The 24489-nt window shown below is 44.8% G+C and carries 26 protein-coding genes; 11 read left to right on the forward strand and 15 right to left on the reverse strand.

Annotated features, from left to right (window positions below; genetic code table 11):
* Nucleotides 1-12 precede the first annotated feature (12 nt).
* The 4 genes from R7O13_RS07920 to R7O13_RS07935 form a co-directional block, all read right to left on the reverse strand.
* On the reverse strand, nucleotides 13-507 hold the full coding sequence (locus R7O13_RS07920) for a peptidylprolyl isomerase (protein ID WP_239932111.1): 495 nt from the start codon (nucleotides 505-507) through the stop codon (nucleotides 13-15).
* A gap of 121 nt (nucleotides 508-628) precedes the next feature.
* Nucleotides 629-2290, reverse strand: a complete 1662-nt coding sequence (locus tag R7O13_RS07925) for a methyl-accepting chemotaxis protein (protein WP_053303981.1) — start codon at nucleotides 2288-2290, stop codon at nucleotides 629-631.
* A gap of 175 nt (nucleotides 2291-2465) precedes the next feature.
* Complete coding sequence (locus tag R7O13_RS07930) at nucleotides 2466-2852, reverse strand: thiol-disulfide oxidoreductase DCC family protein (RefSeq protein ID WP_213907514.1); 387 nt, start codon at nucleotides 2850-2852, stop codon at nucleotides 2466-2468.
* Nucleotides 2853-2876: 24 nt separating this feature from the next.
* Nucleotides 2877-3671 carry a DUF4344 domain-containing metallopeptidase gene (locus R7O13_RS07935; protein WP_053303983.1) on the reverse strand — a complete coding sequence of 265 codons (795 nt, stop codon included), beginning with the start codon at nucleotides 3669-3671 and terminating at the stop codon, nucleotides 2877-2879.
* A gap of 862 nt (nucleotides 3672-4533) precedes the next feature.
* Between R7O13_RS07935 and gltS (R7O13_RS07940) the strand changes: the two genes are divergently transcribed.
* Nucleotides 4534-5769 (forward strand): sodium/glutamate symporter, encoded by a 1236-nt coding sequence (gltS, locus tag R7O13_RS07940; RefSeq protein ID WP_005374448.1) that lies wholly within the window; start codon nucleotides 4534-4536, stop codon nucleotides 5767-5769.
* Between the two features lie 101 nt (nucleotides 5770-5870).
* On the opposite strand, the gene R7O13_RS07945 is transcribed toward gltS (R7O13_RS07940), so the two are convergent.
* From R7O13_RS07945 to R7O13_RS07955, 3 genes are read right to left on the reverse strand one after another with little or no spacing between them, the layout of a single operon-like run.
* Entirely contained in the window at nucleotides 5871-6701 is an 831-nt protein-coding gene (locus tag R7O13_RS07945; protein ID WP_017633815.1) for a membrane protein, read from the reverse strand.
* Nucleotides 6701-7558 (reverse strand): ABC transporter ATP-binding protein, encoded by an 858-nt coding sequence (locus R7O13_RS07950; RefSeq protein ID WP_005383221.1) that lies wholly within the window; start codon nucleotides 7556-7558, stop codon nucleotides 6701-6703. Before R7O13_RS07950 ends, R7O13_RS07945 begins: the two co-directional genes overlap by 1 nt.
* Nucleotides 7555-7926, reverse strand: coding sequence for a GntR family transcriptional regulator (locus R7O13_RS07955; protein WP_005374444.1), 372 nt, complete (start codon nucleotides 7924-7926; stop codon nucleotides 7555-7557). Before R7O13_RS07955 ends, R7O13_RS07950 begins: the two co-directional genes overlap by 4 nt.
* Nucleotides 7927-8339: 413 nt before the next feature.
* On the opposite strand from R7O13_RS07955, the gene gltS (R7O13_RS07960) reads away from it, so the two are divergent.
* Both gltS (R7O13_RS07960) and R7O13_RS07965 read left to right on the forward strand, forming a co-directional pair.
* The gene (gltS, locus tag R7O13_RS07960) at nucleotides 8340-9566 is read left to right on the forward strand and encodes a sodium/glutamate symporter (protein WP_025768732.1); all 1227 of its coding nucleotides are present in this window, start codon (nucleotides 8340-8342) and stop codon (nucleotides 9564-9566) included.
* A gap of 154 nt (nucleotides 9567-9720) precedes the next feature.
* Nucleotides 9721-10587, forward strand: coding sequence for a hypothetical protein (locus R7O13_RS07965; protein ID WP_005374442.1), 867 nt, complete (start codon nucleotides 9721-9723; stop codon nucleotides 10585-10587).
* 90 nt (nucleotides 10588-10677) lie between these two features.
* Here R7O13_RS07965 and nagB read toward each other — a convergent pair whose 3' ends face one another.
* The gene (nagB, locus tag R7O13_RS07970) at nucleotides 10678-11478 is read right to left on the reverse strand and encodes a glucosamine-6-phosphate deaminase (protein WP_005374441.1); all 801 of its coding nucleotides are present in this window, start codon (nucleotides 11476-11478) and stop codon (nucleotides 10678-10680) included.
* 374 nt (nucleotides 11479-11852) lie between these two features.
* Here nagB and R7O13_RS07975 point away from each other — a divergent pair, with 374 nt between their 5' ends.
* Complete coding sequence (locus R7O13_RS07975) at nucleotides 11853-12104, forward strand: DUF3081 domain-containing protein (protein WP_005374440.1); 252 nt, start codon at nucleotides 11853-11855, stop codon at nucleotides 12102-12104.
* A 147-nt stretch (nucleotides 12105-12251) separates the two neighbouring features.
* Here R7O13_RS07975 and R7O13_RS07980 read toward each other — a convergent pair whose 3' ends face one another.
* Nucleotides 12252-12605, reverse strand: a complete 354-nt coding sequence (locus R7O13_RS07980; protein ID WP_005374439.1) for a DUF413 domain-containing protein — start codon at nucleotides 12603-12605, stop codon at nucleotides 12252-12254.
* A 149-nt stretch (nucleotides 12606-12754) separates the two neighbouring features.
* On the opposite strand from R7O13_RS07980, the gene R7O13_RS07985 reads away from it, so the two are divergent.
* Entirely contained in the window at nucleotides 12755-13648 is an 894-nt protein-coding gene (locus tag R7O13_RS07985) for a LysR family transcriptional regulator (protein ID WP_005374436.1), read from the forward strand.
* A gap of 81 nt (nucleotides 13649-13729) precedes the next feature.
* Here R7O13_RS07985 and R7O13_RS07990 read toward each other — a convergent pair whose 3' ends face one another.
* The 3 genes from R7O13_RS07990 to R7O13_RS08000 all read right to left on the reverse strand — a co-directional run bounded on the left by R7O13_RS07990 (nucleotide 13730) and on the right by R7O13_RS08000 (nucleotide 15407).
* Nucleotides 13730-14425, reverse strand: a complete 696-nt coding sequence (locus R7O13_RS07990) for a pirin family protein (RefSeq protein ID WP_017821043.1) — start codon at nucleotides 14423-14425, stop codon at nucleotides 13730-13732.
* A 9-nt stretch (nucleotides 14426-14434) separates the two neighbouring features.
* Nucleotides 14435-14878 carry a DoxX family protein gene (locus R7O13_RS07995; RefSeq protein ID WP_005374434.1) on the reverse strand — a complete coding sequence of 148 codons (444 nt, stop codon included), beginning with the start codon at nucleotides 14876-14878 and terminating at the stop codon, nucleotides 14435-14437.
* A 325-nt stretch (nucleotides 14879-15203) separates the two neighbouring features.
* The gene (locus R7O13_RS08000) at nucleotides 15204-15407 is read right to left on the reverse strand and encodes a hypothetical protein (protein ID WP_017633816.1); all 204 of its coding nucleotides are present in this window, start codon (nucleotides 15405-15407) and stop codon (nucleotides 15204-15206) included.
* Between the two features lie 194 nt (nucleotides 15408-15601).
* Between R7O13_RS08000 and R7O13_RS08005 the strand changes: the two genes are divergently transcribed.
* From R7O13_RS08005 to R7O13_RS08015, 3 genes are all read left to right on the forward strand, one after another.
* A complete protein-coding gene (locus R7O13_RS08005) occupies nucleotides 15602-16969 on the forward strand; it encodes an AlkA N-terminal domain-containing protein (RefSeq protein WP_085569478.1) in 1368 nt (455 codons plus the stop codon).
* Nucleotides 16966-17448 (forward strand): methylated-DNA--[protein]-cysteine S-methyltransferase, encoded by a 483-nt coding sequence (locus tag R7O13_RS08010; protein ID WP_005374431.1) that lies wholly within the window; start codon nucleotides 16966-16968, stop codon nucleotides 17446-17448. The genes R7O13_RS08005 and R7O13_RS08010 overlap by 4 nt, the downstream gene beginning before the upstream one ends.
* Nucleotides 17449-17548: 100 nt before the next feature.
* Nucleotides 17549-18367 (forward strand): hypothetical protein, encoded by an 819-nt coding sequence (locus R7O13_RS08015; protein WP_258475652.1) that lies wholly within the window; start codon nucleotides 17549-17551, stop codon nucleotides 18365-18367.
* 72 nt (nucleotides 18368-18439) lie between these two features.
* On the opposite strand, the gene R7O13_RS08020 is transcribed toward R7O13_RS08015, so the two are convergent.
* Nucleotides 18440-19048, reverse strand: a complete 609-nt coding sequence (locus R7O13_RS08020) for a YitT family protein (RefSeq protein ID WP_005374427.1) — start codon at nucleotides 19046-19048, stop codon at nucleotides 18440-18442.
* Nucleotides 19049-19249: 201 nt separating this feature from the next.
* Between R7O13_RS08020 and R7O13_RS08025 the strand changes: the two genes are divergently transcribed.
* Nucleotides 19250-19645, forward strand: a complete 396-nt coding sequence (locus R7O13_RS08025) for a GFA family protein (RefSeq protein WP_017633820.1) — start codon at nucleotides 19250-19252, stop codon at nucleotides 19643-19645.
* Nucleotides 19646-19682: 37 nt separating this feature from the next.
* Here R7O13_RS08025 and nhaD read toward each other — a convergent pair whose 3' ends face one another.
* On the reverse strand, nucleotides 19683-21113 hold the full coding sequence (nhaD, locus tag R7O13_RS08030; protein ID WP_005383238.1) for a sodium:proton antiporter NhaD: 1431 nt from the start codon (nucleotides 21111-21113) through the stop codon (nucleotides 19683-19685).
* 420 nt (nucleotides 21114-21533) lie between these two features.
* Nucleotides 21534-22559, reverse strand: a complete 1026-nt coding sequence (locus R7O13_RS08035) for an acyltransferase (RefSeq protein WP_318303485.1) — start codon at nucleotides 22557-22559, stop codon at nucleotides 21534-21536.
* A 250-nt stretch (nucleotides 22560-22809) separates the two neighbouring features.
* Between R7O13_RS08035 and R7O13_RS08040 the strand changes: the two genes are divergently transcribed.
* Together R7O13_RS08040 and R7O13_RS08045 are read left to right on the forward strand one after the other, a co-directional pair.
* Nucleotides 22810-23400 carry a TetR/AcrR family transcriptional regulator gene (locus tag R7O13_RS08040; RefSeq protein WP_151515209.1) on the forward strand — a complete coding sequence of 197 codons (591 nt, stop codon included), beginning with the start codon at nucleotides 22810-22812 and terminating at the stop codon, nucleotides 23398-23400.
* A 128-nt stretch (nucleotides 23401-23528) separates the two neighbouring features.
* On the forward strand, nucleotides 23529-24386 hold the full coding sequence (locus R7O13_RS08045; protein ID WP_017633823.1) for an alpha/beta hydrolase: 858 nt from the start codon (nucleotides 23529-23531) through the stop codon (nucleotides 24384-24386).
* Nucleotides 24387-24489: the final 103 nt, after the last annotated feature.

Below are 24489 nucleotides of genomic sequence, written 5' to 3' on the forward strand. Positions count from 1 at the left end.
AGGCGAATGGGCTTATTCGCTGATCGTCACTTTCTCGATAATGATTGGATCGCATGGCACATCATCGTGACCAAGTTTAGAGGTCGTTTTAACTTTCGCGATGCGGTTTACGACATCCATACCCGCGGTCACTTTACCAAACACTGCATAGCCCCAACCTAGGTTGGTGGTTGCGGTGTGGTCTAGGAAATCATTGTCTTCCAAGTTAATGAAGAACTGTGCTGTTGCAGAGTGCGGAGCATCGGTACGCGCCATTGCGATAGTGCCAACAAGGTTCTTTAGACCACGGTTTGCTTCGTTCGCGATAGTGGCGCGCGTTGGCTTTTCTGTCATGTCTTCGGTATGACCGCCACCTTGAATCATAAAGCCGTCGATAACGCGGTGGAAAATGGTGCCGTTGTAGAAGCCATCTTCACAGTATTTTTTGAAGTTCTTTGAGCTAACTGGCGCTCGTTCTAGGTTCAGTTCAATCTCGATATCACCGAAATTGGTGGTCATAATAATCATCTGGTTTGCCCTTATGGGTGCTAAGTTGGCGGCATTATAGCTAAGTCGTATGAGGATAGCAGAAATAAAAACAGCGACGTTTTGGCGTCGCTGTTTGCATGGTGAATGGGTGAGGAAAGCTTTAAACCGTAAAGCGACCGACCAAGTCGTACAGCTCGTTAGCTTTGTGGTTTAGGTTGCCACTACCTGCGCGGTTTTGATTCGCAAGGTGTGCCGATTGGCTGCTTTGTTGAGAGATGACTTCGATGCGTTGTGAAATCTCTTGGCCAACTTGGCTTTGCTCTTCGGTTGCTGTTGCGATCAGGGTGTTCATGTCCATGATGTTAGCAATTGCGGCTTGGATTTCTTGCAGTGCGGCAGAGGCAGCTCGTGCTTCCTCAACCGTTGCTTCACCACGCGCTTGGCTTGAGCCCATGGCTTTCACTGCTGCATCCGAGCCAGACTTCAACTGCTCAATCATTTGGTGAATTTCGCCTGTGCTGTCTTGAGTGCGACTTGCCAGTTTACGAACCTCATCGGCAACGACTGCGAAGCCTCGACCTTGTTCGCCTGCACGGGCTGCTTCAATGGCTGCGTTTAGTGCCAATAGGTTGGTTTGCTCGGCAATGTCTTGAATCACTTCTAGCGAAGAAGAAATGTTTTGTACGTCGCTCTCTAAACGAGAAATTACCGTGCTGGCTTCCGACACCTCTAGCGCGAGCGCTTCGACGGAGTTTGCTGCGGAATCAACAATGTGTTTCGCTTGCTGTGAATTTTCATCGGCGTCTCTGGCTGATTGCGCTGCTTGGTTAGCGTTGTTTGAAATCTCGTGCGCCGTTGCTGTCATCTCGGTCATTGCCGCAGCGACCTGTTCGGTTTCTTCACGTTGACCTGAAGCTAACTCGTCCACTTGCGATGCACGCTGTGACATCTCGTTGGTCTCTGAAACCACTTCTTGTCCGACATGGCTAACACTCTTGATGATGCCTTGCAGGCTTTCAACGAAGATATTGAAGTTGCGGCTCAGCTGCGTGAACTCCGGCACGCTAGATTCTTCCATGCGCGCTGTTAAATCTGCATCGCCTTGTGCGAAAGAGTGGATTGAGGCATCAAACTGCTCAATAGGTTTCATGATGCTGCGGTTAACAAATACGGCAAAGACTGCAACTATCGCTGTTATCGAGGCACAAAACAGGGCTATCGCAGTTAGTGTGGTGTTGAGATCTTCGTGTGCGGCTTTTTCCATGTCTGCCACAATGGCGTCGATATCGTCCGTGTAGAAACCCGTTCCCAACATCAAGTCCCATTCAGGAATAAAGACTGAGTAGCTGAGTTTCGGTAGTGCTTCACTCTGACCGAGTTTCGGGAAGTAATAAGTCGTGAACTCACCAGTTTTGGCATTTTTTAGCAAATCCTGAATCAGGTAATTGCCTTTCTTGTCCTGCAAGTTATAGAAGTTTTCCCCGATGCCTTTGGTGTTTTTACCCACCACGACGCGAACGCCTTTTGAATCATAACCAAAGATGTAGCCGGATTGACCAAACTCTAGTTGTTTCAAGATAGGCAGAGCCTCTTCCAGTGGGGCATTTTGTGCGAGTAGTGGCTCGACAGCGGAACGCGCCATTTGCACGTAACTTTTGAGTTCGGCTTTTTTCATCTCCATCATTCGACTTCGAGTTTGCTCAATCTCGTGCTCGTTGTAGGCAGTGGTTTGTAGGTAGGTGAACCACATCATGCCTATTGCCATAGTTAGAATTGGAATTATTGAAAGGATATATAGTCGTTTTCTGATCGTCAGATTCATAGAGACGTCCTTCTCTCGGCGCAGCGTTACAAGTGACAAGCTGAATAAGCTTACCTGATAAAAGTGTTAATACTTATTGTTGTAATGCTTAGAGATTAACCGAGTTACTCAATCAGAAGTACTGGAAATTTGTAAATCTAGACGAAGGTCGTAGCATTTTTAAGCGGGATCACAATTAACGTGAACAAGACCCACTATTGCAACGAGAAGTCCCTGTTAACCAATATGAGACGCGATACCTATTCTTTGCGAATTTGAGGTAAAGCCAGTCAGCAACAGGTTTAACGAGGCGCCAACGCAGTGGAGCGTAGAGCCAACAGCGACCAACTAATTGCCACGCACGATGAGTCACGTCCAACCCAAGCAGAAGCTCCCCCTTTTCGTTGAGGGCGTGCAAAATGGTGTTGGCTTGTTCAGGATCGATCTGCGGATAATCTGCGAATGTATCACTATAGATATCGACGGTTTTGATGTGCTGCTTGGAATCGCGTTGTTTTAGCGCCTTCATCTCTTTGACACAAAGCGGGCAGGTTCCGTCATAAAATATGGTGAGTTTTGTCATTGCGGTCTTCTTATTTGAGATTTTCTAATCGCTTTTACGTGGCGAATTTTCTTTTGGTTCATTGTTTTGCAAGTAATGCAGCCAATTGTCGCGAATGTTGCCGTAATTGAATTGGCAGAACTCTTTGCGATCACGCAGGTAGTCTTTTTCTACTTCATCGAGTAAGGCTTTGTATTGCTCAGGATCACTACCGTACACCAAACATAACGTTGAAAAGTAACGCTGCAAATCAAAGCTGTGTTCGTCAATGTACTCGCCAAAATCGTAGTAGTCCGGTCTGTCGTCGGATTCGAATGCGAACATGTCGGCGGCGCTAATGGCCATATCTGCGCCATCTTCTAGGAAGTCAATCATTAAAATAGTGGCAAAATTATCGACCGCATCTTCTTCTTTTCCGAGAACAGGGATGCTTTGATCTTCGATGTAAGCATGTCCAGCTTCATGAAGTAAAGTGTGCAATAACGTATCTAGCGCCCCTGTTTTTGGGGATTTTCCGAAGCGTTCTTCATACTGATTATTGGAGAAGTAATTGAGCGACTCCAAATAAAAAGTGTAAGGAACGTATATTGTGTGTGTATCAGGATCATACATTGGACCATCTTCTCCGCCGTAAACCAGCGTGAGAGCTTGATCAAATGGAAAGTAGGCCTGAGACAGCTCAACAAAGATGGTGTTTACATCGCTGCTTTGAATAGATTGTTGGGCGATTTTTTCATGAGTTGTCTCTATGGGAGAATATTGAATACGAATGTTTTCAGCTGCTGTAGCTGATGAGACGATGCTGAGTAATAGCGCAGCGCAAAGCGAATGAATGTTCATGTGGGACTCTTGTTATTGAATAACTTGTATAAAAAATTATACATGTTTTTGTCTGATGCATAGTTGGGGGTGTACTCATTAGCCAAAGTCGGGACGTCGGTCTCGAAAAGCAATCATGATAACATCGCATATTTCGGCTGCTTGGTTCTCTAGGGCGTTTATCAAGACCTCTTGGATAAGAACGGCGGTGAAGTTATTAGCTATGCATCGTATTCTAAGAAGCTTACTGAGTAACTGTGCTTCGATTTTTATCTGTGAAAATGATAATAGGCAGTTAATCATTGCAAGGTTTAACTATGGGGTTGGTGAATGTCACTGAATTGAAGAAAATTATCAGCGATATGTTATAATCCTGCTCCGTTGTGACGAAAACGTTTGTTGCAGCCTGAGAGTTTCCTTGGATTCGGCTCGTTTATACACCATGAGCCAGAGTTGAAAAGCTACGACAGGAACAGGCAAACCCAATTGTTTTGAACGCGCTCTCGGCGTTTAGCGGTTACAACGGGAAGGAACTTTGTTTGATAGTAATTGACACATTCTGTTTAAGTAAGGGAGCCCGAAGTGGTTCAGAAAGTGTCACCCAGAATTTACTCACAACACAACACCCCAAGCGATAACGCACAGGTATTGCGAGGGGCCATTTGAAGGAGCTGTATCAGCTCCTTTCACATTTAAGGGCTTGCTAACAGCGTAAAAACTGACACATCGCTTAAGGAGCGCCCCTTAAACTAGCCTAAGGCGCATCTACACCAACTTTTTGAGTATTTTCGAAACAATAAAGCGAGAAAATTTGCTATTGAACGAAGGTTAAACTAACACTCATTCATTACGGAGAATGAAGAGAACAATAATAAGAGGCGATATGAATCATTTAATATCTGTAGGTGCACTGGAGTCCTTCTTGGTCGCAATTAGTGTGCTTTTCCTGGGGCATTTTATTAATGCTAAGCTACCGATTTTAAAGAAATTCAACATACCTGAGCCGATTGTAGGTGGCCTTATTGTGGCCTGCATGATTACTGCTCTTCATTTCAACGGCATCGATTTAGAGTTCGACTTGCCATTACAAAATACGTTTATGTTAATGTTTTTTGCGACAGTTGGTTTGGCCGCAAATTACACTCAGTTGATGAAAGGAGGTGCGAAGGTTTTTATCTTCTTAGCTGTCGCATCGTTTTACATCATCATACAAAACGGCGTTGGCGTTTCACTTGCGGCGGCGCTCGGTTTAGATCCTTTGATGGGGTTAATTGCTGGCTCGATTACTCTGTCTGGTGGTCATGGTACAGGTGCTGCGTGGTCACAAACCTTTCAAGACGTGTATGGATTGGATAACGTCTTAGAAATTGCAATGGCATCAGCGACTTTTGGTTTGATCATCGGCGGTATCATTGGTAGCCCTGTAGCGCAGCGTCTGGTGGAAAAGAACAGCATAGAGTCTGAGTATGGTCGTGGTGGTCGAGATGCCAAAACTCACGAGAAATTCCCGGAGTTGGTGACTTACAATGAATACGAAGAAGATAAAGTAACGGCGAAAAAAGTGGTGGAGAAACTCTTCTTCCTACTGATCTGTGTTACTGGGGCCAAGTATGTCGAGCAATGGGTAAGCACGTATGAAATCTCATGGCTGATGATTCCAGACTTCGTATATGCGCTATTCATTGGTGTGATCATTACGAATTTCTTGGAAGTGACCAAGATTCGTAAGTTAGATGCCGAAACGGTCGATATGTTAGGTACGGTATCGCTATCTCTGTTCTTAGCGATGGCTCTGATGAGCTTGAAGTTATGGAATATCTTCGATCTAGCGATTCCATTCTTGGTTATTTTAGCTGTGCAGTCTGTCGTCTTAGCTATCTTTACGTACTATGTTACGTTCAAAGTGATGGGAAGCAACTACGATGCTGCGGTTATTGCAGGGGGGCACTGCGGTTTTGGCTTGGGTGCAACCCCAACAGCCGTAATGAACATGGGTTCGATCGTTAACCGATTTGGCCCGTCGCCGCAGGCATTTATGGTGGTGCCAATTGTGGGGGCTTTCTTTATCGACATCGTTAACTTAATCATTTTACAAGGTTACATTTCATTCCTTGGTTAAATTTAAGTTCATGATCTCCTAAGGTCGAAATAAAAACGGTCACAACACAGGTTGTGACCGTTTTTTTATGGCTCGATTTTGGCCGTTTATCGGACGACGGATTATTGAATGGTTCGGCTGAACTTGAGGCTAGCTGTCCAACCAAGAATACCAATGAAGGCGTAAATGCCAACGTTTAACCAACCCGCTTGAGGAATGGTATTGAATGGGTTTGGTGTAATAATGGCGTGCAGCGGAAGGTAAAGCACTTCGGAGAAAAAGTGATCTAGCCCGTAGTAACCAAAAAGTGCGATAGGCATCCAACGTAGCGCATAAATGGCGATAAACAAAATGACCAGTGGTGAGTTCACTTTTTGTGAAATAGCCATCGCAGTTAATGCCAGCGGTAACAGCAGAATACCGGCGAACAACATTCTGATTAAAAACTCTCCCCAATGCAGCAGCACGTAACCTAACGAGGCTTGGCGGTACAATAAAGCCAATTGGTGATCAGTAGAGATGTTCAGCAACCACAACATTAAATTTGCAGCGAGTACGAGCACCGAGCAGACGAGCGGAATCACCAATAAGCCAAACCCTAGCTTCACTAAATGGGTTTTTATGTCACTGACAGGCATACTGCGCCAAAACATAATGCTGCCTTCCGCCCGTTCTTTGCGTAGCGTTCTTGGGAAGTACTGAACGGCTAACAAGATAGACAGCAGCCCTGCTCCTCCGGTAATCAACATATTGACGTCATCACCAAGCTCTCTGTGAATGTCACTGACATCGCCACCAAAGCTCATTTGGAAAAACATATTGTGTTGTAGAGTATCGTTACTCATTAAACTCACAAAGAGAATAACTCCACACGCCAACACAAACAGTGGAATACGTAAAACAAGAGGGTTTTCTAACCACTCTTTTTGCAACATCGCGACAACTGAACGCATTACGCTGCCTCCTTCTGCAATGCTAAAAATAGATCCGCTAACTTCACCCCATGGATGGAACCCATTGTTTCTGCTTGTTGGGCATACTGGGCTTTGAGTAACCATTTCGTTGAACCGAGGCCTTTTTGTGACGAGAGTGGGTTCATCGCTTCAATTTGTGTGCGGTGCTCGTCGTTGGCTTCAAGAATGAAATAGTCTTCACTGATACTGTCCATCGAGGTTTGCAGAACGGGGCGACCATGCTTAAGAATCAGAACATCTGTCAGCAAGTGCTCAATCTCTGATACTTCATGACTGGCGATGATCAACACGCGCTCGCCGTCGTGAAACCATTCCAATAAGTGACGATAAAACGTCTCGCGATACACGAGATCTAACCCGAGTGTCGGTTCATCCAATATGAGGATTTGGGTGTTGGTCGCGATCACAATCGCGAGGTGTAATTGCACCTTCATCCCTTTGGATAAAGATTTGATACGCGCACGAGGTTTGATGTCCGTTTGACGAAGTAGCGTATCTGCTTGGGCGCGATTGAACCCTGGATGCACGCCCTCGGTATAGTTAAGCAGTTGAGCAACGGTCATCCAATCTGGCAGAACGTTGACATCCGAGATGTAGGATAAGCTCTGCATTATCTTGTCGCGTTGCATAATAGGTTCAAATCCGTTGATACGAATAGTGCCCTGATATTCATGTGCACCGAGTAGGGCATTAATAAGCGTTGATTTACCTGCGCCATTATGGCCGAGTAAGCCAAGTACTTGTCCTGCATGTAGGTCGAAACTCACTTCATGCAGTGCTTCTCCTTGTTGCTGATATTGCTTGGAGACGTTGTTTACACTGACTAATGCGCTCATTGGTCACCTTTCAAGTGTGGTTTTAGTTGTTGAATGAATTCGTCGAGTGACATATCCAGACGCTGTATTGTGTCGGCTATCTGCGGAATTTGTTGCTGAAGAAAACGTGCCTTCTCGTCTGCGAGTAATTTGAGCTTTGCTCCTGAAGCGACAAACATACCTTGACCGCGTTTTTTCTCCACTAGCCCGTCATCAACAAGCAATTGATAGCCTTTCATAACGGTGAGGTGGTTAATTTTCATATCTGCAGAGATGCTACGGACGGAGGGCAGAGCATCGCCTTCTTGCCAGACACCTTGCAGTATTTGCTGCGTGATCTGGTCTGCCAACTGTCGAAATATCGGTTGGCGATCATGCCAATTAGTCATGAGTGAATCTCTTGGTTGAGATGGTGTTATATATATGTATAACACCTAGTGCGTTAGAGAGAAAGTAATAATTTAAAACCTAGTGTATCCGCCTGTCTTATTCGCTCTAAATATCCACCTATGTGGTCGTTGTTTTGAGGTTTTGTTTTATATGGAAATTAATTGCTTCTCATAAGTTGAGAAGTGTTGTTTTTCTCTTCCCATCAATACACTTATCGCCTGTTCTAAATGAATATTCTCACTGAATGATAATTAGCATAATTTTAGGTCTGCCTATTTCTTACTTGATGAGAATTGATGGTCAAAGAGGCCTAGAAAACAAAAGTTTCGAGAGGCAATCTGACTGGCTTAGGCACCTATCTCACGTTGAGCGCGTGCTCAATGAATGAGAAAGAGTAGAGTAAAGAGGTCTCATGAATCAGGTAATATCTATCGGCCCACAGGAGTCGTTCCTCGTCGCAATTTGCGTGTTGTTTTTAGGGCAGTTCATCAATACCAAGTTACCAACCTTAAAAAAATTTAATATTCCAGAGCCAATTGTTGGTGGTCTAGTGGTCGCTTGCGTAATCACGACGATGCACTTAAACGGTGTGGATGTTTCCTTTGATTTACCACTGCAAAACGTCTTTATGCTGATGTTTTTTGCAACCGTTGGCTTAGCGGCAAATTACACCCAACTGATTAAAGGCGGTGCGAAGGTTTTCATCTTCCTAGTTGTGGCATCGGTCTACATTCTTATCCAAAATGCGGTCGGCGTGTCCTTAGCAACAGCGTTGGGGTTAGATCCACTCATGGGGTTGATCGCCGGATCCATTACGCTTTCTGGCGGACATGGAACTGGAGCTGCGTGGTCGCAAACTTTTCAAGAAATGTATGGTTTGCATAATGTTCTAGAGGTGGCAATGGCTTCTGCTACATTTGGCTTGGTGATGGGCGGGATTATTGGCAGCCCTGTTGCACAAAAGCTACTAAACAAACACAACTTGGAATCGGAATACGGACGCACCAATCAAAGTCATCAGAGTTTCCCTGAACTGGTGACGTACAACGAACATGAGGAAGATCGTGTCACAGCGAAAAGAGTCGTTGAAAGCTTGTCCATCATTCTACTTTGCGTGACAGGCGCGAAGTATCTCGAGAGTTGGGTAAGCAGTTTTGACATCAAGTGGTTAATGATTCCCGATTTTGTTTATGCGCTGTTTATTGGTGTTGTTATCACTAACATCATGGAAGTGACGAAGGCGCGCAAGGTTGATTTAGAAACCGTTGATATTCTTGGCACGGTTGCACTATCTCTATTTCTTGCCATGGCCTTGATGAGTTTGAAATTGTGGAATATTTTCGATCTTGCGATCCCATTCCTTATTATTCTTGCTATTCAGTCGGCAGTGTTGGCGATGTTCACTTACTACGTAACATTCCGCATGATGGGAGGCAACTACGATGCGGCGGTGATCGCTAGCGGACACTGCGGTTTTGGGTTAGGTGCTACACCGACTGCGGTCATGAATATGGGCTCCATCGTGAGTCGATATGGTCCATCACCACAAGCATTTATGGTGGTTCCAATTGTCGGTGCATTCTTCATCGACATTGTGAATTTAGTGATTTTGCAAGGATGCATCGCTTTTATTAAATAACATTCGCTTTTTTACCGAAATAACAAAGCCAGCACCTATACGCTGGCTTTGCTATTTGTAACACGAAATCTTGTTTGCCTGACTTCAAGCCGTGAAATCAATGCGTTACTATGACGACATAGTGTTCAATTTTGCAGCAGCATGAGGTACCCACATGTCTGAAAAAATATCGACGTCGGCATTAGCGAAAATGCGCAAGGTAGAAGCTAAGCTGCTGTTTGCCGATCTCAAACGTGCAGGCTACATCGTTCGCCAAGATGAAAAGTGGATTTTGACCGAAGAAGGGGCAAAGTTTGGCGGTGAGTATGTGGATCACCCTAAATTTGGCCAGTTCATCGTCTGGCCGACCAACTTACATATTGAGCTGACTCCCAGCTCAGGGAAAACATTGAGCGCGACACAACTGGGTGAAAAGCTGAAATTGAATGCGAAGCGCATGAATCAGCTTTTGAGTGAACTGGGTTGGTTGACCAAATCCGAAGAGGGATGGAGTGTCACTGAAGCTGGTGTGCGCGCTGGTGGACAGCAAAGAACCGATAAAGAAACACAAAATACCTTTGTCGTATGGCACGATGTGGTGCTGCGTAACAAGCGTCTTAAGCAGTCTGTCATTGAGTTTTTAGGGCAAGACGCGGAGTCACATTCTACGGATAAATCGTACTCAAGCTTTCGCCAAAAATTTGAAGCCAAGCACCGAACATTAGATGGACATTACGTGCGCTCTAAGGGGGAGTTGCTCATCGACAACTGGCTGTACTTGGCTGGTGTTGTGCACGCTTATGAGCGTCAGTTGCCGATTGACCAAGATGTCACTAGCGATTTTTACTTGCCAGGTGGCAAAGTCTATTTGCAATTTTGGGGAAGTGACGATGGGGAGATGGCTCAGGCCGACCGTGAGACCATTCGTACTGTTTATGAGCAGCATCATTTCAATCTTATCGAAGTCGAACCGAGTGAACTAGACAAGTTGGATGAAGTGCTTCCTAAGCGTCTTCGTCAGTTTGGTATTAAAGCTTATTGACGACTTAAGCCCGCTGTTCAGATAAGAAAAAACCCGTGTTCAACACGGGTTTTGTATTTTTAGTGTGTTTCTAGGCTGCCATCCTATGGGCTAAAAGCCTTTGATGTTTTCTGCTTCTAGCTCAGAGAAGTACTTCACTGTCTTCACTTTCAGTTCTTGTTGAGCTGGTTCGTCGCATACGATCACCGCTTTAGGGTGAAGTTGAAGAGCAGAAACTGTCCATAGGTGGTTTACACAACCTTCCACGGCTGCTTCAAGTGCCTGAGCTTTGTTATGGCCAGTGACCAAGATCATCACTTCTTCTGAGTCTAGAAGCGTACCAACACCGATAGTCAGCGCGTATTTAGGCACTTGGTTGATATCGCCGTCAAAGAAGCGAGAGTTCGCAATGCGAGTGTCTTCAGTGAGGGTCTTGATGCGAGTACGAGAAGAAAGAGATGACGCTGGCTCGTTGAACGCGATGTGACCGTCGTTACCCACGCCGCCCATGAACAGGTTGATCTTGCCGTAAGACTTAATTTTGTCTTCGTAACGCTTACATTCTGCGTCGTGATCGTCTGTGTTACCGTTCAGTAGGTTGATATTTTCTTCTTGAATATCAATGTGATTAAAGAAGTTGTTGTACATGAATGAGCGGTAAGATTCTGGGTGATCCGCAGGGATGCCAATGTACTCATCCATGTTAAAAGTCACGACGTTTTTGAAGCTGACTTCGCCGGCTTGGTAAAGCTCGATTAGGGCTTTGTAGGTTGCTAGAGGAGTGCCACCAGTTGGTAGACCCAGAACGAATGGACGCTCAGCAGTAGGTTTAAAGTCGTTGATACGCTTAGCGATATGCGCAGCTGCCCACTTACCTACTTGTGCTGCTCGAGTTAACGGGATAAGTCTCATTTTGTGCCCCTAGTTATTGGAATTGACGATGTACTGAAACATTAATTCGCATTATAAAATAAGTAATGGCGAACTGCTATTGTTTTAGGTCAAAATTTTGCTTTTTCTTTAACCAATGTTGGTTTTGTAGACGATTTTTATATCTAAATGCTTTTATAAGACGATTTTTTACAAAGAAATTGCATTATGAAACTGACGAATCAATAGATAAAATTTATGATCTAAATTAAGTTCTGCCTTCGCACTTAACCTTGTTTTTTAACAACCTACAGAGTGCGAAATCGCACACGAACTTCAAATATTATGGGTTAGATATGGCATGGCGCTCATTCTTTAACCATAATTGAAATGTGTAAACCAGTGAGGAATTCGGTATGAAAAATGAGTTAGATCCGAGCAAAGTACTACAGGCTTACGAATGTGTGATGAACAACGGTACGCCAACCGAATTTGGTAAAATGTATGAAGGTGTAGAAGCGTTTTCTGACTACGATGGGTACAACGTTTTCTTGAGAGGAAATGGTGTTGAGCTAAAAATTGGCTTCCACAACACCTATCACTTGGAATATGACCAAGAGCATTTGAAAGAGAGCTTTCTGAAAAAGATTGCTACGCTCGCCAAGTAAACGGTCATCACCCAAATATTAAAAAAGCCCTTGGGAGAATGCCCCCTTGGGCTTTAGGAGAAGAAATGAGCTTGTCTTGCTCGCTCAGTAAAGTCAAACGAGCTTTCGCCTACTGCTAGAAAAAGGCGAGAACTAGGTTATTGGTTATTAATCGTCTTCAACCAAACTCTCTTCAATGTATTCTTCTGTGGCGTCAGGCTTGTTACGACCATTTAGCGTATGGAAGCGCTTGCGACCACGAGCAAGTTGGGTGTACTTTAGCCACGTACGCTCAAGTTTTGTTTTTGCTTTGCCCGGGTTTTCTAACACCTTGATGAAGTGTTTCTCTTCGCTGTTTTCAGGTGTTAATTCGCCTGACTCTAAGCCAAGCATTGTATCCCCATAAATTGTTAGGATTTCCTCTTCTGAAAGAGTAAAATCGCCAGACTTTGCAAAGCCGCGTGGGAATTTTACGTTATCGTAAAAACGTTTTTTGCCATGACGGAATTCAGTGTCAGACATGTCAACAGCCTCTGTAACCGTTATTGATGAATGTAGTGAACTTACGGCGAAAATTAGGCTTAAATCTAACAAAAGAAAAACAAAACTTTTTTGTCGTCATGATTTTAATTAGTTGTTAATCTGGTTTTATATTAACCAGGAGATGGTTTATGGATGTAAAAGTCTTTCGAACATTTTTAGAGCTGGCAAGAGTTCGTCACTTCGGACGTGCTGCTGAGAACCTTTATATTACCCAAGCCGCTGTGAGCGCACGTATCAAACAATTGGAAAGTTACTTCGATACGCAATTGTTTATTCGTGATCGAAATAACATAAAGTTGACCTCTGCAGGTGAGCGCTTAATCAGCTATGCCGAGGTAATGGTCACTACATTGCAACAAGCGAAGCTAGAATTATCGCTTGAAGATGGCAAAGCGCTGCAACTAACGTTAGGTGGCACGCCAAACATTTGGGACGCTTATTTACAGAATTGTTTAAGTGTCGTCACAGATTCGTTTGGTGGTTATGGCTTCATGGCAGAAGTGATGGGACGTGAGATGCTCAGTCGTAGCTTGCTAGAGCGCACGTTAGATATGGCATTTGCGTTCGATCAGATCAAAGCTGATGAGCTTAACTGTAAAAAAGTGGCAGATGTTGTTCTCGTTCTGGTATCAACTGAGAAAGATTCTTTAGACACCGTTTTCGAAAACAAATATGTGTACGTTGACTGGGGGACGCGTTTCTCCTCAGAGCATTCTGAGCGTCACCCTAAGATTCCGGCTCCATATTTACGCACTTCAACAGCGCGTATCGCATTGGACTTTATTTTAGAGAAGGGTGGAGCCGCGTACTTACCAATCTCTCTCGTGGAGCCATTTATCGCTAATGGGCAGCTTCACAAGGTGTCTGGAGTAGAAGATTGGTGTCGCCCTATCTATTTGAGCTATCGTAAAGCTAGCTCGTCTGTAGACGCGATTAAGCAAGTGGAAGAAATTGTCAAAGAGATCGATCCACTGACCGCTTACAGTTTTCAGCAAATTGGTTCTGGCACTTCCGACGAATAGCGTTGAATGAAAAGTCAGAAAAACGAAAAAGCCGCCTTGAGAAATCAAGGCGGCTTTGTTTTTATCTCGATGAATCGATAGTTATGGTAAGTCAAACAACAGGGCTGTTGTGCTTTCGTTTGATGTATTGCGCAAAACAACCTTACTCTGGTGTTCAACCTTCGCGCCGTCGCCAGCCGTCAAAGTGGTATTGTCGACACTAAGGCTCCCAGTCACTTGATGGATGAATAGATTTCGGCCCGACTCAATCTCAAAGTTTAGTTCGCTACTTGGCTCAAGAATTAACTGATGCAAAGTCGCATCTTGCTTAATAAGTAGCGTGCCGTTTTCTCCAGTTGGAGTTGCTATAGTCGTTAACCCAGGATTGCGACCAAAATCTTTTTGCTGATAACCTGGTTTGGTTCCAAATGTGTTCGGTTGAATCCAAATCTGTAGAAACCGCAGCGTATCTTGGTTCGATGCATTGTACTCACTGTGGTAAATCCCTTTCCCTGCCGACATGAGTTGGAATTCACCTGCAGGTAGTGTTTTGACGTTACCTTCACTGTCTTTGTGTGCGATAACACCTTCCAACACATAGCTGATGATCTCCATATCACGGTGGCCATGTGTATCAAAACCCGCGCCAGGCTTGACTACATCGTCATTAATGACTCTCAGCTCAGAAAAGCCCATATGTTGAGGATCGTAGTAGCTACCAAAAGAAAACGTATGTTTGCTATCAAGCCAGCCAAAGTTTGCTCGACCTCGGTCTGCTGCATGTCTTACCGTAATCATAAGGCCTCCTTAAGAGAGCTTTTTGTTTAAAAAGTTATCTAACGCTGCTTTACCTGCGCCAGAGAACGCCAGAGAAACGCTCGCTGCCAGTAATGCCAAGCCAAACTCGTAACCGTTGTTTGCCATGAACAGGCCATTCTCAAAGTGGACAGAGAATATCGCTACCACCATCGTGAACGCCAAAGCAACCGCTGCTGGTCGAGTTAGCAGACCAAGTAAAATGAACAAGCCGCCAAAGAACTCTGCGCTGCCCGCAAGTAACGCCATGAGTACGCCAGGACCTAAACCGATAGATGCCATCCACTGACCTGTGCCTTCTAGGCCGTAGCCACCAAACCAGCCAAATAGTTTTTGTGCGCCGTGCGCCATAAAGATAATGCCGATTGGAACGCGAAGTGATAGTGCGCTGTAACCTGCGTTTGATGTGGTAATTTTCTGTAATAGTGCTTTCATGATTCTGTCCTCTGACTCTTTTCAATGAGTGGGAAGCGTGTGCTCCCGTGCTGTTGAGAACAGTTTAGGTAGAGGCGAACATAAAAATAACGGGAGGATTTTGATAAACTCGTTCTAAAAAATTGAATGATTGGTTTTTATTTATTTAAATCAATGTCTTGATTTTTATATTCGGGTGTTTATTTGCCGATTATTGTCTGTTTTAAATCAAGGTCTGTCATTATTTTCGATAAACATTTTTGCTGTTAAACAAAAAAAGAGCACATGTACTGTGCTCTATTGCTTTCGCTTTTAACAAGGGAGAAAGGTGTGTTAAAGAAAACCGTCAGAGGTTCATTAAGCTCTCTAATGACTCCTCTACATTGTTGTAGTGATAAGTTCGAATATTACGTCCATCCGTCGCATTAATCTGAATTTCTGAGATCTCGTTATCTGAGTCTCTTTCGATAATTCCAATAGAATGATCTACGGATTTACTGGTAATAACCTTTTGGTTTCTTAATACAATTACGCAAGTATGTAAGTCCATGCCAATTCCCTTTAGCCGACGTTGTTGTGATGTTCTGGATCTAACTTTAGTGTACAAAAGCGCTAATGCCAATAAATCTCAATATTGAGTTCCGAAAATGGCTAATTGTGGGCGCTTAAGCAAGCTACAATAACACTATATTGAACGATGCCTATGAACAATAAATGACAAAAGGCATGAGCAAGGAAAGCACTATGTTTATTCACCCCCATACCTCACTGACCTTCGAGCAGTGTCACAAGGCGCGAGTCGCGCGAGACAGTCGTTTTGATGGGCGATTTTATGTGGCGGTAAAAACAACGGGAATCTTTTGCCGTCCGATTTGCCCGGCAAATTTGCCTAAAGAAGAAAATGTTGAGTATTTCGCTGATAAGACGCAAGCCCTTCAAGCAGGGTACCGTCCGTGTTTACGTTGTCGACCTGACAGCGCGCCTGGATCTTGGGCATGGAAAGGTGTCGAGACGACCTTTCAACGAGCGATTTCGTTAATTGATAGAGGGGAGTTGCATCACCATTCGGTGTCAGAGTTGGCTGAGCGTGTTGGGATTTCTGACCGTTACTTACGTATGTTGTTTGAGCAGTATCTAGGTATGTCACCCAAGCAGTATGCGCAATATCAGCAACTAATGTTCGCCAAACAGTTGCTTCACTCCAGCTCTATGTCGGTCACCGACGTGGGGTTTGCGTCAGGTTTTAACAGTACGCGCCGCTTTAACGATGCTTTTCAAAAGTTTCTCAAACTAACGCCTTCTCAAGTACGCCGTAAAGAGTTTGATGGTGCGGGTTGCAATCGAATTGCCTTACCTTATCGAGGTGAGTTGAATTGGTCGCACATGTTGGACTTCTATCGTTTGCGAGCGGTTGAGGGGGTTGAGCTGGTGAGTGATGAGAGTTATCAGCGCAACGTTTTTTTGGATAACAGCAAAGCCTGGTTTAAAGCGACAAAAGGTGAAGGATACTTAGAACTGGCGTTTGAAATTGAAGACGTAACGAAGCTGCAAAACTTGGTGTCTGACATTCGTCGTATGTTCGATCTTGACGCTGATATTTGTACTGTTGAGCAGCATTTGGAGTATGTCGCGCCTGGGCTCGTGTCGAGTAAAGGTATTCGTATTCCTGGTGTATGGAATGCATGGGAAGCAGGGGTTAGAGCGATTTTAGGCCAGCAGGTGTCGGTTAAAGCGGCGATTGGTCAACTTAACTTATTGGTGGCCACACTTAGTGGAGAGTCAGAAAAACGTTTTTTCCCGACTCCCAGTGATATTGCGAACGCCGACGTGAGCTTTTTGCGCATGCCGCAAAGCCGTAAAGAAACGCTAGTGCGCTTCGCCCAGTTTATGCAGGACAACTCAGAAGCTGACCCCCAGCACTGGCTAGCTTTGAAAGGCATTGGACCTTGGACCGTCAGTTATGCTCAACTGCGAGGGCAATCTCAACCCGATTGCTTTCTAGATAAAGACTTAGTGGTGAAAAAGGCGATGCAGCGTTACCCATCACTGAATACGCACACTGCGGCCCCTTGGGGAAGCTACGCGACGTTTCACTTATGGAATCAATCATGAAAACATTTTATACCGAAATGCCGAGTCCACTAGGAACGGTGACTATCCAATCGAACGCTGAGGGCTTACTTGGCATTTGGTTTGAAACATGCACCACTAAGCCGAGTGAGCTGGGGGTGCGAGACGAGCAGCATCCGGTTTTGCGCCAAGCTGTCACCCAACTGGATGAATACTTTGCTGGTCTGCGCAACGAATTCGACTTGCCCCTTGCAGCGACAGGCACTGATTTTCAAAATCAAGTTTGGCAGGCACTAACGACCATTCCATATGGGGAAACGTGGAGCTATCAAGATCTCGCGAATGCGATAGGTAACCCTAAAGCTGTGCGTGCTGTTGGGTTAGCAAATGGGAAGAATCCGATTTCTATCGTGGTGCCTTGTCATCGCGTTATTGGCAAAAGCGGAAAACTGACTGGGTATGCAGGTGGAGTGGAGCGCAAGCAACGTTTGCTCGCGTTGGAGCAAGGCACACCGCTTTAAGTGAGGCGATTCTCATATTGGGATTAAGCGTGCTACACAGGGGTAACGATAGTGTAGAGTTTCATATTCGTTATACGAACAGAAAAAGGACAATAAGGACATGCCTTTCAAAACGGATTTTGATGCCTTCATGAGTGAGTGTTGGCAGCATCACGAGGAAAATCCCGAACAAATTTATGCTCAGCTAGAAACGGCTCTGAGCGAGGTGGAAGACGTTACCCAAATCGAGCGAATATTCGCATTGATGCTGCATACCGCTATTGGGCATCTCCAGAGCCCAGAACAGTTTCTTACTTGTTTAGATCACTTTGATGAACGCAAGGTTGCCGAGAGTTTGGCATTTCAACGCAGTATTGCCGTTGCGCGCTACTTCGTAGATGGCACTGACAATATGGAATTATTGGAAGAGCAAGAACAACGCCGAGTTTACGCTTTGATTTCGAATGAACTTTCTGCACTTGTTCAGCTTGAACTGGCGAGTCAATGGTTGGTGAAGGCAGCGTTAGGAATGACGCCGAACGATGCAGAAGGGCCATTAGCGCGCGCTATCGCGATCACTGCGAACAACTTAGCATGTCAGTACGAAGCGCTGGCTGAGCGCACGTGCATGGAAAAATCGAAGATGTTAGAAGCAGCGACACTCGCGCTAGACTATTGGAAAGTGGCAGGGGGGTGGATGCAAGAAGAGCGCGCAGAGTATCGCTTAGCGATGAGCTTGCTTAAAGCGGATAAACCGCAAGAAGCCAAAGTGCATGCTGAGCGCTGTGAGGCTATTTGTCAGCAAAATGGTAGCGACGCGTTTGAGCTGTTCCACGCACATGACTTGTTGATGCAAGTACACTTCCATCTTAGCCAGAAATATAAAGCTAAATTGGATGAAGAGATGCAGCAGCACTGCAAAACGAGCTCGTTGACGTGATCTTAGCGTTGAATGAAAAAAGCCCCGAGCGACTGGCTGGGGGCTTTAGGGTTGTTGACTATGCAGCGATGATTATGCTGCTTGCGCTTTTGCTTGGTATCGTCCTGGTTTATGGTTCATCGCCAAAATCAAGTTCGTTGCGATGGCACCTAGAACAGATAGAGCGATAAGGTGCACATCTACAATGAACAGTGACATCACCACGATGGCACAATCTAACGCCATTTGAACTTTACCCGCTCGAACTCCAAAACGTTCCTGAAGGTACAACGCTAGAATGTTAAAGCCACCCAAACTCATTTTGTGACGGAAAATTACCAACATACCGATTCCAATCAGCCCACCACCCAAAAGTGCCGCATAGAAAGGTTCGATTCGTGAAATCTCAATCACATGATGCAGATGATCGACCGCAAAAGAGACAATCGAAACCGCAATAAAGGTATTGATAGTGAAGCGCCAACCCATGCGCATCACAGATAAAATATAAAAAGGGAGGTTAAGAGCGAAAAATATCTGACCAAAACTGAAGTCACTCACTTTGGTTAGGAAGATCGCCAAACCAGCCGTACCGCCAGTGAGCAATCCTACTTTGCTAAAAAATATCACCCCAAGTGACACCAACGCACTGCCGAGCGTCAGAGCCAAGAGGTTCTCTCTTAGGCTATGATCTTTGTCCATAAATTAATTTCCTTGGTTTAAAAACCGCGCCGGAGATAACACGTCTCACGGACGCGATAGACAGTCGCCAAAATAGCAACTAACAAATCGGCCAATAAAATGTCGCGAAAAGTGATGGATGTCGAGTTTTTGGACGAGATTATGATGATATTAACCTGTTTAACATAATGTACACAGATAGAAAAACAACAAGGAAAAGTTATGATTAAGAAAGTTGGCAACACCCAAATCAACAGATTACATCGACTGAGTTGTCACTGTGGAAAAGTTGAGTTGGAACTGGCGTTACCCAATGGTATTGAGAAACCGAGACGGTGTGACTGTTCTATGTGTCGACGTCGTGGCGCGATTGTAGCATCTGTACCTTTGAACGGTATTCGTACTGTGCAAGGCGAAGACGTCTTGAAGCAGTATCAATTTAATACACACACTGCGAAGCACTTTTTTTGTGGCGAGTGCGGTATTTATACGCACCATCAGCGTCGTTCTGACCCGAGTGAGTATGGCTATAATGTCGGCTGCTTAGAGGGCGTCAACCCATATGAGTTGGGAGCGATTGAAGTGATGGATGGCGTTAACCATCCATCCGACCGTTAGGTTACATTGCAAGTTAAGTGACTAATTCTAGGTGTTTTTAAGTAAATAAACCGCTATTCATCCACAAGTGTACCGCAATACTGGCGGCATAACCCAAGGCGATGACGGGAGCCCACTTTAGGTGGCCAAAGAAGGTGTATTGTCCACGCGCGGCTCCCATTAAAGCGACGCCTGCCGCGGAGCCAATGGAAAGCAAACTGCCACCGACACCTGCGGTTAATGTGACCAGTAGCCAGTTGCCCATCGACATGCTTGGTTCCATGGTCAGTACAGCAAACATAACCGGAATGTTATCGACGATTGCAGATAGGACACCAACCATTACGTTTGCCCAGACTGGGTTCCATTGCGTGTACATGACGTTTGAAACCAGTTCGAGGTAGCCAAGTAAACTTAAACCGCCAACACACATTACAACACCGTAGAAGAACAACAAGGTGTCCCATTCGGCTCGAGACACACGATGAAACACATCAAACGGAACCACTGAGCCTAAGCGCTTCAATGCCTGATCATCGCCATTGGCAATTGCCATAGCTGCTTTTTTTGCGAGTGAGTGTTTAAGAGTTTGACGCAAAAAATATCCGAAAAACTGTAAGTACGCCAAGCCCATCATCATGCCCATAACGGGTGGGAAGTGCAGCATAGCATGGAAAGAGACTGCGGTGGCAATCGTCAAAATGAACAACGCGACAATACGCCTTGCCCCGCGTTTTAGCTCAACGTGTTGGTGAATCGTATTCGGTTTTGTGTTTGGAACAAACAGTGACATCAAAAACGCGGGAACCAAGTAGTTCACCAATGACGGTACAAACAACGGAATGAACTCAGCAAAGCTGACATGACCGGCTTGCCACACCATCAGGGTTGTAATATCCCCAAATGGGCTGAATGCACCGCCAGCGTTGGCTGCGATAACAATGTTGATGCAAGCAAGATTGACGAACTTAGGATTATCACCAGAGACTTTCATCACTACAGCGCACATCAATAGGGCCGTAGTTAAGTTATCGGCAATCGGTGAAATGACAAAAGCGAGAAACCCCGTCAGCCAGAACAACTTTTTGAATCCAAAACCTTTACCGACCATCCACGCTTGTAAGGCGTCGAAGAGTTTGCGTTCTTCCATTGCGTTGATGTAGGTCATCGCCACGAGCAAAAACAGCAGCAACTCGGCATATTCCAACAAGTTGTGTTCTAGTGCGGATTTGGCGATTTCAGGCTGGTTGTGTTGAGCAAAGGTGTAGCCAATCAGAATCCAAATTAATCCTGCAGCGAGCAGCACTGGCTTGGATTTTCTCATTTTCAGATACTCTTCCAGCATAACCAGTATGTAAGCGATCGAAAAGATAATCAGAGCCGCGTAACCGACACCAGAATTAACAAGGTTCAGTTCATTGGTTGATGCAGCAAAGGTGGCGCTAGAGAACAACAAACAGCAGAAAGCCACAATTGGATAGATTGGCATAGACATTTCTCCTTTGTCTGGTTGGAGAAATATTAGCCACAAATGAATGAGTTAGTTGTGAGAGAGCTCGAATTAACAGTAGGAGTTAGGAAATGATAGTGTGCGCCACTATTTTCTGAGTGACGCAATGCTTGCTGCGCCGAATAAAACCGCAGCGGCATATAAACCGTAAGTTAACCAGTGACTAATCTCTAAAAAAGGAACGAGTCCTTGACCTGCCCACATACAGCCTCCGTTTAATGAGCAATGTTGTAATAGTCGAGCCAATTTAAAGGAAATGAACAATGTTTTTTGTGAGTGAAAGCAAATTCTGAAGGATTAGAAAGTCAAAAATTGGTCAGTGAGAGAGAAATCTCATTTTTAACTGGCTAGCTCTAACCCTTTTGAGTTAAAGCTAGCTATATCTAGAGCTGAATGCATTTAGCGTAGGAGCCATTTTTTCAACGGTGAAGTGTCAATTGCTTTCACAAGCAGTATGGTTGCAACAATCGTTGCAGGATAAATAAACACATCTTTCGCGAGGTGTTGCAGCCCGATAAATCCAGCGACATTCATCATGACAATTATGATAAGCAGATGGCTAACATATATCCCTAACACGCTAGGAGATAGTTTGAAGACCCAAGGCATGTCGCCAAAATGAGGGTGAGCCAAAAGCCACATAAAGACACCTACAGCCCAGATAACGGTACCGAATAGGAAGTCGTGCGAGTTGAAAGCGATGTCATGTTGCATCAGCCAGTAAGCTTCACCAAAATGCAGTGCCATGCCAAGAATAATGCATCGAACCGTATTGTTTCGCGACCACCGCCACTGCGCTTCTCGTGCGAAATAACCCAGAACAACTAGCAACGTGCTGAAAAAAGGCCCATTACGAGTAAAGAAAGGCGCTGGCAGGTCGGTAATGGTCGCGTAACTGCCAGCAAAGACCCCGTATATGTATAGCAATACTGCAGTTGGCAGTATCAGTTGCACCATATTGATATGCACGAGAAAGGCAATTAACGCTATGGCAATGACCAGAGCCGGAATAAACCACAGATGAACGAGTCCGCCTTCGATGAGTGAATTGATCGGGGTTGACATTAAGTACCCCCAATAACCTTGCCTTTCGGCGAGATACCCTGCCTCAGCGACCGTCTGCCATTGGAATGGCATCAGTAAACTGATCATGCTCCAAATGAGCCAAACCTTCATTAACGGTTTGGCGTAGTTCTTAAGAGTATCGATAGGTGAGTGACTCAACTTCGGCTGGATTAGATAACCCGAGATGAGAAAGAACAGCGGAACAGCAAAACGAGCCAGTTGGTTGAGCATATAGCCAACCCATGGTATCCCATTCCACTGCCAGTACGTCAGTGCCATCTGGCAATGCAAACCCACAATCGCAAGCATCGCAATGATACGTGCAAACTCTAAGCTGGCTATTTTTTGTTTCTTTGCCATTACATTGTTTACCTAAATAAAAAACTTAGGTGAAAATAGCAGGTTGTTACTGAAGTAATACGTGAAAAAGTCAACAGACTTGCGCTTACATTGAAGCTGTTTTGAAAATTAAGACTTACTTCAAACTTCTTAATTATTAACCTATTAACGCAATCAATACCTGATTCGTGAGTCGAAAATAGCACTGAATAATGGTTAGACCAGTTAACTCGAGATTGCAAAAAAGAACGATCGTGCTAAAAATAAGACTATGCAAAAAGGAAAAGTGACAAAAGAGTTTATTCTGCAGCGGGCTTTTGAGAACGCCAGCGAAGACGGATTAGAAAGTCTTACGATTGGAGAGTTAGCCAAGCAATGCGGTATGTCGAAAAGTGGTCTGTTTGCCCACTTTAATTCGAAGTTGAATTTACAGCTATCGGTGCTTGATCACGCCAATAAAGTGTTCGCTGATCGGGTTATTGAGCCTGCTCGAGAACTCGGGGATGGCAATATCGAGCGTAAAATTCGAGGGTTGCTCGACTCTTGGATGACTTGGAATCACGCATTCCAAGGCAGTTGTATGTTTCTTGACGCTTGGAATGATACGGCAGATAAAGATTGCCCGCTTCAGGCCGGACTGCGTAAATCCATAGACACTTGGCTGAGTTATTTGGAGATCCAAATAGCGAAAGGCAAAGAGAAGCAAGAATTTGCAGCAGACTTAGATACACGCCAAGCAACGTTTGATTTGTACGGTCTCTATTTGAGTGCGCATGTTTTTTACTCAATTAAAGGTGAGCAAGAAAGCTTGCGTCTGTTTTGGCAAGGGATCGACAACTTATTTTCTCGCTGGAAAGGCTAATATCGGTTATTCGCTTCCCAGATTCGTAGACATAAAATCACAAAGAGCGGCTGAGTTCGCTCTTTCTTATCAGTATAAAAAGCACGACCGTTCTATTTTGTGCAAAGCTGATAGTTAAGGACATGATTATGAGTGAAAAAATTTACTTTAATACATCGCAACGTTTCAGTATTAAGCGCAGTTTGGTGAACATTAGTACTCGGTTACACCATACACTGGCCCCGTCACATGCAAAGAAGACCGCGCGCAAGCTTCTTCTGACACCTGCTCGTACGCAACCTAAAAATATTGAGCCTCAAGGGCTTATCAAAGGTGAAATTAAAGGGCATGCAGGCATCATCAAAACCTATACTTTGGGCTCTGGACCTATTTGGGTGCTAACTCATGGTTGGTCTGGAACGGCAAGTCAGTTTTATCCACTGATGGAACATATTGCGTCGAAAGGGTTTACTGCTTTGGCGTACGATCATCCGGCACATGGTGAGAGTGAGGGGCAGTATGGGCACATTCCGGGGTTTGTCAGAGGATTAGAAGATGTGTTGGATACTGTCGAGGATATTGTTGGTCTAGTTGGGCACAGCATGGGCACCGCTTCTGCTCTTGAGTGTAGGCACAGTAAGTTAGAAAACAAGCCTTTGCTGCTTATTGCTCCGGTATTAAATTACGTAGAGAACTTATTCGGTAGCATTGCACGTTCCGGTTACTCGATGAAGCTTTTTAATGCTGTGGTTTCAGAAGTTGAAGACCAATTTGGTTATCCGTTACAGTCCATTGATCCGATGAAGCGTTTGTCTGAGCGTCCGTCTCACACCATTATTATTCATGATGAGCAAGACAAGTTCACCAAATACAGTGTCTCGGCAAAAGCGGCTGAAGAGATTAAAAACGTTGAGTTAGTGACAACACAAGGTCAGGGGCATGGTCGAGTGATGAAGTGTGAGCAAGTCTTCAGTAGTTTTGACCGTTTGCTCGATAGTGCTTGGTAACCCTTACTTTTACTGATTGATTCGCTCCGTTTTGCGCTAATTCGATTTGAAAGTAACACCTCAGATTTTTTCGTCTCTGGTGTTGCTCTCCTCGTTAAGAGGT

The sequence above is a fragment of the Vibrio sp. Y176 genome (genome assembly GCF_033438945.1).

Bases quoted from the DNA above. Each gene is read 5' to 3' on its own strand.
- R7O13_RS07920 (WP_239932111.1), bottom strand. From the start codon at position 507: ATGATTATTATGACCACCAATTTCGGTGATATCGAGATTGAACTGAAC.
- R7O13_RS07925 (WP_053303981.1), bottom strand. From the start codon at position 2,290: ATGAATCTGACGATCAGAAAACGACTATATATCCTTTCAATAATTCCA.
- R7O13_RS07930 (WP_213907514.1), bottom strand. From the start codon at position 2,852: ATGACAAAACTCACCATATTTTATGACGGAACCTGCCCGCTTTGTGTC.
- R7O13_RS07935 (WP_053303983.1), bottom strand. From the start codon at position 3,671: ATGAACATTCATTCGCTTTGCGCTGCGCTATTACTCAGCATCGTCTCA.
- gltS (WP_005374448.1), top strand. From the start codon at position 4,534: ATGAATCATTTAATATCTGTAGGTGCACTGGAGTCCTTCTTGGTCGCA.
- R7O13_RS07945 (WP_017633815.1), bottom strand. From the start codon at position 6,701: ATGCGTTCAGTTGTCGCGATGTTGCAAAAAGAGTGGTTAGAAAACCCT.
- R7O13_RS07950 (WP_005383221.1), bottom strand. From the start codon at position 7,558: ATGAGCGCATTAGTCAGTGTAAACAACGTCTCCAAGCAATATCAGCAA.
- R7O13_RS07955 (WP_005374444.1), bottom strand. From the start codon at position 7,926: ATGACTAATTGGCATGATCGCCAACCGATATTTCGACAGTTGGCAGAC.
- gltS (WP_025768732.1), top strand. From the start codon at position 8,340: ATGAATCAGGTAATATCTATCGGCCCACAGGAGTCGTTCCTCGTCGCA.
- R7O13_RS07965 (WP_005374442.1), top strand. From the start codon at position 9,721: ATGTCTGAAAAAATATCGACGTCGGCATTAGCGAAAATGCGCAAGGTA.
- nagB (WP_005374441.1), bottom strand. From the start codon at position 11,478: ATGAGACTTATCCCGTTAACTCGAGCAGCACAAGTAGGTAAGTGGGCA.
- R7O13_RS07975 (WP_005374440.1), top strand. From the start codon at position 11,853: ATGAAAAATGAGTTAGATCCGAGCAAAGTACTACAGGCTTACGAATGT.
- R7O13_RS07980 (WP_005374439.1), bottom strand. From the start codon at position 12,605: ATGTCTGACACTGAATTCCGTCATGGCAAAAAACGTTTTTACGATAAC.
- R7O13_RS07985 (WP_005374436.1), top strand. From the start codon at position 12,755: ATGGATGTAAAAGTCTTTCGAACATTTTTAGAGCTGGCAAGAGTTCGT.
- R7O13_RS07990 (WP_017821043.1), bottom strand. From the start codon at position 14,425: ATGATTACGGTAAGACATGCAGCAGACCGAGGTCGAGCAAACTTTGGC.
- R7O13_RS07995 (WP_005374434.1), bottom strand. From the start codon at position 14,878: ATGAAAGCACTATTACAGAAAATTACCACATCAAACGCAGGTTACAGC.
- R7O13_RS08000 (WP_017633816.1), bottom strand. From the start codon at position 15,407: ATGGACTTACATACTTGCGTAATTGTATTAAGAAACCAAAAGGTTATT.
- R7O13_RS08005 (WP_085569478.1), top strand. From the start codon at position 15,602: ATGTTTATTCACCCCCATACCTCACTGACCTTCGAGCAGTGTCACAAG.
- R7O13_RS08010 (WP_005374431.1), top strand. From the start codon at position 16,966: ATGAAAACATTTTATACCGAAATGCCGAGTCCACTAGGAACGGTGACT.
- R7O13_RS08015 (WP_258475652.1), top strand. From the start codon at position 17,549: ATGCCTTTCAAAACGGATTTTGATGCCTTCATGAGTGAGTGTTGGCAG.
- R7O13_RS08020 (WP_005374427.1), bottom strand. From the start codon at position 19,048: ATGGACAAAGATCATAGCCTAAGAGAGAACCTCTTGGCTCTGACGCTC.
- R7O13_RS08025 (WP_017633820.1), top strand. From the start codon at position 19,250: ATGATTAAGAAAGTTGGCAACACCCAAATCAACAGATTACATCGACTG.
- nhaD (WP_005383238.1), bottom strand. From the start codon at position 21,113: ATGCCAATCTATCCAATTGTGGCTTTCTGCTGTTTGTTGTTCTCTAGC.
- R7O13_RS08035 (WP_318303485.1), bottom strand. From the start codon at position 22,559: ATGGCAAAGAAACAAAAAATAGCCAGCTTAGAGTTTGCACGTATCATT.
- R7O13_RS08040 (WP_151515209.1), top strand. From the start codon at position 22,810: ATGCAAAAAGGAAAAGTGACAAAAGAGTTTATTCTGCAGCGGGCTTTT.
- R7O13_RS08045 (WP_017633823.1), top strand. From the start codon at position 23,529: ATGAGTGAAAAAATTTACTTTAATACATCGCAACGTTTCAGTATTAAG.